Origin of the sequence: Rugamonas sp., from assembly GCF_025354735.1 — a bacterium.
Classification (GTDB): Bacteria; Pseudomonadota; Gammaproteobacteria; order Burkholderiales; family Burkholderiaceae_D; genus Rugamonas.
Genome location: NZ_JANXMI010000317.1, coordinates 1 through 8,505, shown reverse-complemented (window position 1 = coordinate 8,505; position 8,505 = coordinate 1). Strand labels below are relative to the sequence as shown.

The 8,505-nt window shown below is 66.4% G+C and carries 6 protein-coding genes; 2 read left to right on the top strand and 4 right to left on the bottom strand.

The genetic code is table 11. The annotated features are described in order from the left end of the window. Positions 1–346, bottom strand: a 346-nt coding sequence (locus tag Q0S71_RS26580) for a hypothetical protein (protein WP_296002538.1), incomplete at its 3' end; no start/stop codon positions are given. 417 nt (positions 347–763) lie between these two features. Between Q0S71_RS26580 and Q0S71_RS26575 the strand changes: the two genes are divergently transcribed. Further along, complete coding sequence (locus Q0S71_RS26575) at positions 764–1,789, top strand: aldo/keto reductase (protein ID WP_296002535.1); 1,026 nt, start codon at positions 764–766, stop codon at positions 1,787–1,789. A gap of 6 nt (positions 1,790–1,795) precedes the next feature. Here the strand turns inward: Q0S71_RS26575 and Q0S71_RS26570 are convergent, their stop codons facing one another. The 3 genes from Q0S71_RS26570 to Q0S71_RS26560 are packed head-to-tail and all read right to left on the bottom strand — an operon-like array spanning position 1,796 to position 5,816. After that, positions 1,796–3,472, bottom strand: a complete 1,677-nt coding sequence (locus Q0S71_RS26570) for an ATP-binding protein (protein WP_296002533.1) — start codon at positions 3,470–3,472, stop codon at positions 1,796–1,798. Beyond that, positions 3,469–3,900, bottom strand: a complete 432-nt coding sequence (locus tag Q0S71_RS26565; RefSeq protein ID WP_296002530.1) for a response regulator — start codon at positions 3,898–3,900, stop codon at positions 3,469–3,471. Before Q0S71_RS26565 ends, Q0S71_RS26570 begins: the two co-directional genes overlap by 4 nt. Further along, positions 3,897–5,816, bottom strand: coding sequence for a PAS domain-containing protein (locus tag Q0S71_RS26560; protein WP_296002527.1), 1,920 nt, complete (start codon positions 5,814–5,816; stop codon positions 3,897–3,899). The genes Q0S71_RS26565 and Q0S71_RS26560 overlap by 4 nt, the downstream gene beginning before the upstream one ends. A 247-nt stretch (positions 5,817–6,063) precedes the next feature. Between Q0S71_RS26560 and Q0S71_RS26555 the strand changes: the two genes are divergently transcribed. Continuing rightward, positions 6,064–8,376: an EAL domain-containing protein gene (locus tag Q0S71_RS26555; RefSeq protein WP_296002524.1), complete on the top strand. Its 2,313-nt coding sequence runs from the start codon at positions 6,064–6,066 to the stop codon at positions 8,374–8,376. Positions 8,377–8,505: the final 129 nt, after the last annotated feature.

Genomic DNA, 8,505 nt, shown 5'->3' with positions numbered 1-8,505 from the left:
CGAAACTGTGTCTGACCCCGGTTGAGTTTGCCGTCTCATACAGCTGCGCCGCCAGGGGCGGATAATACACAAGTTTTCCGTGCGCGCATTCGACATCGAGTTTCATCGCCATCTTGCTGGAAAAGTTTTTAAAAGTGTAATTCGGTGACTTTCGGTGGTCCACGCCGCAATTGTCATTAATATCCACCGCCGCAATATCATCCATTGTGATGACGCCGCCGCAATGACGCGACAATGGTTGGCCGCTGCTACACGTCGCGGCAACAACTTTCCATTTATCTCGCATTTCAATAAAAGCCGGGCCGCGGAAAAATCTTAGCGATCTTACCGCGAATAATATGCCCAATGGCCATTCATTAAAATTCCGTAAGCGCAGCGAGGGGAATAAGATTTTTTATTGAAGTCAATTCCGCGCCACTGCCGTTTCCTTATGCCTTCTCCTTTTCTTCAGCTTGATAAGCTGGCTGCTGATAGGCGGGGCGTGAATATCCAGTTGTCCTTTGGCGGCGCTTACGTCAGCAGGGGACAGTCTCGTTCACAGAGCGAAACGGCGGCACCGGCGCTCATGTCGATATGCCAAAATTTAGTTTTTAGAAGCCAATTTTTGGCATGGTTTGACATGAGGAGGATGATTCTTCAGCGCGTAAGATACGCTATCGCCATGGCCGCGGCACGGAAATGAAGACACTGGTATATTGAATGTCCGCGCCGCACGGCAGGGCGGACCTGCGTACGGCTTTATCTTCTTTCTGAGAGGTGAAATATGGAACATCGTTTTCTTGGAGCATCGGGTTTTAAAGTCCCGGTATTGAGTTTCGGCACCGGTACTTTCGGCGGCAAGGGTGATTTTTTCGGCGCCTGGGGACAAACGGATGTCGATGAGGCGCGGCGCCTGGTCGATATCTGCCTGGACGCGGGATTAACCATGTTCGACAGCGCCGATGTTTATTCCGGCGGCGTCGCCGAATCGGTATTGGGCGCGGCCATTAAAGGCCGGCGCGACAGCGTGCTGATTTCAACCAAGGCGACTTTCCGCAGCGGCGATGATCCGAATGCGGCCGGTTCATCGCGCCACCATTTAATCAAGGCTTGCGACGCCGCATTGACGCGGCTGGGCACCGATTATATCGACCTGTTCCAGCTGCACGGCTTCGACGCCCACACGCCGGCGCAGGAAGTATTATCGACGCTCGACGACCTGGTGCGCGCCGGTAAAATCCGCTACGTCGGCGTATCGAATTATTCGGGCTGGCATTTGATGAAATCGCTGGCAGTGGCCGACCGTTACGGTTATTCGCGTTATATCGCGCACCAGGCTTATTATTCGCTGATCGGCCGCGATTATGAATCGGAGTTAATGCCGCTGGGTATAGACCAGGGCGTGGGCGCCGTGGTCTGGAGCCCGCTGGGCTGGGGCCGGCTGACGGGGAAAATCCGGCGCGGCCAGCCGCTGCCGGCCCAGAGCCGTTTGCACAAGACCGCCGAACAGGGGCCGCCGGTGGCCGATGAATTATTGTTCCGGGTGATCGATGCGCTCGACGTCATCGCCGCCGAGACCGGCAAGACGATGGCGCAGATCGCGCTGAACTGGCTGTTGCAGCGGCCGACGGTGGCCACCGTCGTCATCGGCGCCCGCAACGAGGAGCAATTGCGGCAGAACCTGGGGGCGGTCGGCTGGAACTTGAGCGTCGGGCAGGTCGCCGCGCTCGACGCCGCCAGCGCCGTCACGCCGGCCTATCCCTATTGGCACCAGGCCGGCTTCCCCGAGCTCAATCCCAAGCCGGTCTGAACGCTCTTAGCCGCAGGAGGGCAGCGGCGGCTCGTGGGCGTCGCCGGCCGCGTGCGGCGTCAGCGCCGGGAAGGAGAACACCAGCCGCACGCCCTGGTCGGGCGCGCTTTCCAGCCGCAGCTGGCCCTTGAAGATGGCCTGCACCAGATTGTGCACGATGGACAGGCCGAGGCCGGAGCCGCCCTGGCCCAGCTTGGTCGTGTAAAACGGCTCGAACACCTTGTGCTGCAGTTCCGGCGCGATGCCGCGGCCGTCGTCGCGGTAGACCAGTTCCACCATGTCGCCGTCGCAGCTGGCGGCGATCACGATATTGCCCTCGCCGCGGCCGTCGAAGCCGTGCGTGATCGAATTCATGATGACGTTGTTGATGATTTGTTCCAGGTGGCCGGGATAGCTGTCCATCACGATGCCGCTGGGGATTTGCAGGTCGACGCGGGCCTTGGCGCGGCGCGTCACCGCGCCCAGCGCCGTCAGGCTGTCCTGCACCGTGCAGCGCAGGTCGAAACGGCGCCGCCGCTGGCTGGTCTGGTCGACCGACACGCGCTTGAAGCTTTCGATCAAGTCGCTGGCGCGGTAGCCGTTGCGGGCGATGATTTCGCTGGCGCCCTGGCACTCGGCCAGCGCCTGCTGCAGGCCGGAGCGCGTCAGCGCGTTGTGGCCGGCGCTGGCGGTCAGTTCGTTGAGCTTGTCGAGCAGGGCGGTGGCCGCCAGCACCATGTTGCCGATCGGCGTGTTCAGTTCGTGCGACACGCCCGCCACCAGCACGCCGAGCGAGGCCAGCTTCTCCGACTCGATGATCTGCGCCATGGCCTGGCGCAGTTCGCGGGTGCGCTCCTCGACCCGGTTTTCCAGCTGCTCGTTCAATTCGCGCAGCGCCTCCTCGGCGCGCTTGCGCTCGGACAAGTCGGCGTGGGTGCAGATCATGCGCAGCGGCCGGCCGTCGGCGTCGCGGCTGACTATCATGCCGTTGTCGAGCACCCACTTCCAGCTGCCGTCGCGGCTGCGGGCCCGGTATTCGTTGGAGTAGCGCGCCATCGAGCCGGAAAAATAGGCCCGCAGCGCGGCCTGCACGCGTTCGCGGTCGTCCGGGTGGATCAGGCTGTCGCGCCCCTCGACGGTGGCCGGCACGTCGCCGTCCTCGTAGCCGTGGATGGCTTTCCAGCAGGCCGAAAACACCACCGTGCCGCTGGCGATGTCCCAGTCCCAGACGCCGTAGCCGGCGCCTTCGAGCGCGAAATTCCAGCGCTCCTCGCTGTCGCGCAGCGCCTGCGCCGACGCGCGGTGCAGGCGGCGCTGCGCGGCCTCGGTGATTTCGCGCTTGACGGCCGGCGCCAGCCGCGCCAGATTGCCCTTCATGACATAGTCGTGGGCGCCGGCGCGCATCAGCGACACCGCCGTCTCCTCGCCGATATTGTTGGACACGACGATGAACGGCAGGTCGACGCCGGCCGCCCGCATCTGCGCCAGCGCGGCGCTGGCGCTGAAGCCGGGCAGGTTGTAGTCGGAGATGACGATGTCCCACTGGCGCCGCGGGTCGGCCAGCGCGCGCGCCATTTCGGCCGCCGTTTCCACGCGCTCGCAGCGGACCTCGAAGTCGGCTTTTTTCAGGCCGCGCAAAATCAGCTCCGCGTCGCTGTCGGAGTCCTCCACCAGCAGGACGGAAAGGGCAGTCATCGTCGTCATGGCGCCTCGTTAATCACCAGCCAGTATAGCCCCAGCTGGCGTATGGTTTCGGAAAACTGGTTGAAGTCGACCGGTTTGCGGATATAGCTGTTCACGCCCAGGTCGTAGCCGGCGGCGATATCCTGCTCTTCGCGCGACGACGTCAGGATCACCACCGGGATGCGGCGGGTGCGGGCGTCGGCGCGGATCCGCCGCAGCACTTCCAGGCCGTCGACCCGCGGCAGCTTGAGGTCGAGCAGGATCAGCACCGGCTGCACGGCGGCGTCGCGGCCGGCGTGGGCGCCGCCGCCGAACAGGTAATCGAGTCCCTCCTGGCCGTCCTGCGCCACCACCAGCGCGTTGGTGATGTGGTTGCGCGAGAGCGCGCGCTCGGTCAGCGCGATGTCGCTCGCGTTGTCTTCGATCAGCAGGATCACTTTGGCGTTCATGCACGCTCCTTGAGGGTGAAGTAAAACGTCGCGCCCCGCTCCGGCGCGGCGTCGGCCCAGATCGCGCCGCCGTGCCGCTGGACGATGCGCTGCACCGTCGCCAGGCCGATGCCGGTGCCGGGAAACTCGCTGCTCTTGTGCAGGCGCTGGAACACGCCGAACAGCTTGGACGCGTGCTGCATGTCGAAGCCGGCGCCGTTGTCGCGCACGAACAGGGCCGACACGCGCCGCTTGCTGTCCGGTTCCAGCATGTCGGCGCGGCCGAACTCGATCCGCGCGGGCGTGCGCTGGGCGCTGAACTTGGCGGCGTTTTCCAGCAGATTATGCAGCACCGCTTCGAGCAAGGGCTCGTCGCCGTAGGCTTGCAGGCCGGCGCCGATGTGAAATTCGATGAGCCGTTCGCGGTTGGCGTCGCGCACGCGCGCGGCCACCGTCTGCGCCAGCGCCGACAGGTCGAAGGGGCGCAGCGCCATCTCGGCGCGGCCCAGGCGCGAGAATTCCAGCATGCCGTCGATCAGGTGGCCCATGCGCTGGGTTTCGCCGCGCACCCGGTTCAGATACTGCTGTCCCTGGGCGTCGAGCAGGGCGCCGTAATCCTCCTGCAGCGCCAGGCTCCAGCCGTCGATGCCGCGCAGCGGGCTGCGCAGGTCGTGCGACACCGAATACGAAAACGCCTCCAGCTCCTTGTTGGCCCGTTCCAGCTGCGCCGTGCGTTCGCGCACCTGCGACTCCATGGTGTCGTTGGCCTCGCGCAGCGCGGCGCGGGCCTGCTCCGTTTGCGCCAGCAGGCGCGCCATCTCATCCTCGGCGGCGCGGCGCGTGCTGATGTCGGCATGGGTGCCGATGATGCGCGTGGCGTGGCCGTGTTCATCCCGTTCCACCACCATGCCGCGCGAGCTGATCCACTTCCAGCCGCCATCCTTGCAGCGCATGCGGTGCTCGCTGGTGAAGTTGACGGCGCGCCCTTCGATATTCTCTTGCAGCACGCGCATGGTGTGGCGCATGTCGTCGGGATGGGCCAGGCGCTCGAAGGTGCTCAGGTGGTTGGCCAGTTCGTGGTCTTCGTAGCCGAGCATGGCCTTCCAGCGCCGCGAATAAAACACTTCGTCGCTGCCGACGTCGTAATCCCAGACGCCGTCGCCGGCCCCTTCGAGCGCGAACTTCCAGCGCGATTCGCTTTCCTGCAAGCCGACGACGGTGCTGTTGACGCGCTGGTGCATCGCGTTGAGCGCCGCCACCATGTGGGCCAGTTCGTCGCGCTCGTTGACCCTGGCGGCGACGCGGTCGAGCCGCAGCGGCGCGTCGAGCTGGCCGGCCGCCAGCCGGTCGGAATAGGCGGCGATTTTTTTCAGGTGGCGGCCCACCATCAGCTGGAACAGCACCAGGATGAACAGCGACACCAGGAAGGTCTTGACGGTCTGCGCGATCAAGATCGTCACCACCTTGTCGCGCAGGCGGCGGTAGGCGCCCGTCAGGCTCGCCTGCAGGTGGACCCGGCCGATGACGAGGGCGCCGCCGCGGTGCACATAGCTAAGCGGAAAGCTCAGCTCCAGCACGTCGCGCGCGCGCGCGGCGCCGGCCCCGGTCACCGGCGCGCCCTGCTCGTCGACGACGGCGATCGATTGCAGATCGGGCAGGCGCATGATGCCCTGCAATTGCAGGTCGAGGTCGCTCATGCTGGTGTTCCACAGGCTGGCGGCCAGGCTGTCGCCGTAGCTGACGCGCACCTGTTGCAGCTGGGCGCCGATGGCGTCGACGTCGCGCTCGTATTCCAGGCTCAGCTGCAGCGCCGTCGCCAGCAGCGTGACGATGGAGCTGAACAGCACGATCAGCAGCGCGAAGCGGCGCCCCATGCCGGTGCCGGCCGAGCGCCGCAGCCAGACCAGCGGCGCCGCCACGGAGATCCTAGCGCGCATGGCGCGGCGGCAGACCGTGCACCCAAGCCGGTATCGGTATCAGTATCCGTATCAGGGTCGCTCTCATGACATGCTCCGCAAATGGCGTTCAGACGGGGGGCGAAGCCGGCAGCGCCGGAGAGTCAGTATGCCCAGTTTCCCTGCGTTTGGCTATGCGCGTCCGCCGCCCGGCGGACGCGGCTGTTGTTGTGTGCCGACAGGCAACGGCGACATGGGCCGCGGCCGCCGTTGCGCATACAATGGCACCATGAGTACCGATGCCAACCAGTACGCCTACCTCTCCGTCATGGCCGACGCCATCCTGAGCGCCATCCTGATTTTCCTGTGGAGGATGCAGCGCAAGGAACGCCACGCCCTGTTCTGGGGCCTGGGCCAGCTGTCCATCATGGCCGCCACCGCGTTCTGGTTCATGCCATCGGACTTCCTGGGCGCGACGCTGCGCGGCATCCTGTGCGCCGTGCTGCTCAGTTGCGGCGTGGCCGGCTACTGGTATGGCACCCGCTACTTCATCGGCAAGGATGGCGGCGGCCGCCGCACTTTGCTGGCGTGGGCCGCGCTGGCCGGCGCGCTGCTGCTGGTGGCGCTGGAGGCCGACCCGGCCGTCGCGCTGCCGCTCAGCGCCCTGGTGCTGGGCCCCATCCTGTTCTGGTCGGGCTGGACCCTGGCCCACGGCGCCCACCGCTACCGCCTGCTGGGCGCGAGCATGATGTTGCGCGGCTGCTTCACCCTCGGCGGCGTGGCGGGGCTGGTGCCGCAAGCCTATCTGTACTGGTTTTTATGCGCCACGGTGCTCAAGTCGGTGTCCGTGCTGGGCCTGATCTACGCCGTGCTGCACGAAATCGCGCAGCGCTACGGCCGCACCATCGACTCCCTCAGCGACGGCTTTTTGATACGCGACCGCGCCGGCTACATCCACGTCGCCAACGACCGCTGCGCCCAGCTGCTCGGCTTCGGCGCCGCTTCCGAGCTGCTGGGCCGCCACGTCTGCGAGCTGCTGCCCGGCCTGTCGCGCCGCAGCGCCGACGATTATTTCGCCCGTTTCGCCGCGCCCGCCACCGTCTATCCGATGACGGACGAGACCGTCTTCAAGCTGCGCGACGGCCAGCTGCTGCCGGTCGAAATGCTCGGTTCCCCGTACACCGAGCGCGGCCAGCTCTATTGCATGATACAGCTGCTCGACATCAGCGCGCGCAAGGCCAAGGACGCCGAACTGCTGCGCGCGGCCCGCGTCGACCCCGTGACCGGCTACGCCAACCGCCACGCGCTCACGCAGCAGCTGGCCCAGCTGGTGGCGCAGCGCGCCGCCGACGGCCGCCGCTGCGCCGTGCTGTTCGTCGACCTCGACAAGTTCAAGCGCGTCAACGATTCCTTCGGCCACGCCGCCGGCGACGATTTGCTGCGCAAGGTGGCCGACCGCCTGTGCCGCCAGCTCGGCGAGGGCGACGTGCTGGCCCGCTTCGGCGGCGACGAATTCATCGTGCTGCTGCCCGACCTGGCGCCGGACGCCTGCGAGGCGGCGGCGCGCGAGCGCGGCCAGCGCATCCTGTCGGTGATGGCGCAATCGTTCGACCTGTCGCACCACGCCATCGGCGTCTCGGCCAGCATCGGCGTGGCCTGCTATCCGCAGCACGGCGCCGATCCGGAGACGCTGATACGCCACGCCGACATCGCCATGTACGAAGCGAAGAAGGCCGGCCGCAGCGAGCTGCGCGTCTTCAACGACGCCATGAACGCGGCCGCCACCGACGCGCTGGTGATCGACGGCGCGCTGCGCCAGGCCATCGCCGGCGACGAATTCCACCTGGTCTACCAGGCCATCACCGACGCCCACACCGGCCAGCTGAAAAAGGTCGAGGCGCTGCTGCGCTGGACCAGCGAAAAACTCGGGCCGGTGGCGCCGGACCGCTTCATTCCCGTGGCCGAGGACAGCGGCATGATCAACGCCATCGGCACCTGGGTGCTGCGCGAGGCCTGCCGCCAGGTGGCGCAGTGGAAGCAGGGCGCGCTCGGCGAGATCATCATCAGCATCAACGTGTCGGCCTGGCAGCTGGCCGATCCCGGTTTCGTGGCGCTGGTGGCCGAGGCGCTGGCCGTCAACGGCCTGGCCGCGCACCAGCTGGAACTGGAGCTGACCGAGCGCGTGCTGATCGACGACGGCGCCAACGTGCACGCGGTGCTGGCGCAGTTGCGCGCGCTCGGCGTGAGCATTTCGCTGGACGACTTCGGCACCGGCTATTCCTCGCTCAGCTATCTGACGCACTTCCAGCTCAACACGCTGAAGATAGACCGCGCCTTCGTGATGGACATCGAGCACAGCGAACGCAGCAACAGCCTGGTGCACGCCATCATCGCCATGGGGCACAGCCTGGGCTTGCAGCTGGTGGCCGAGGGCGTGGAGACGGCCGGGCAGGCGCGGATACTGGAACAGATGGGTTGCCATTATCTGCAGGGCTACCACATTTCGCGGCCGGTGCTGCCGGCCGATATGCTGGCGTTCGCGGGACGGCGGCCGGCCACCATGGGGCAAGAGACGGCGGCGGCGTTCAGCGCCGTGGCGTGAGCGGCCGCCGGGCGGACGGCGCGGTGACGCCGGGCGTGCTGCCTGGCTTGCCCGCGTTGGAGTGGCTGGGCCGGGCGGGCTGTCCGCGCCCTTAGTGCACGGCGGCCGCCGCCGCAGCCTGGGCCGCAG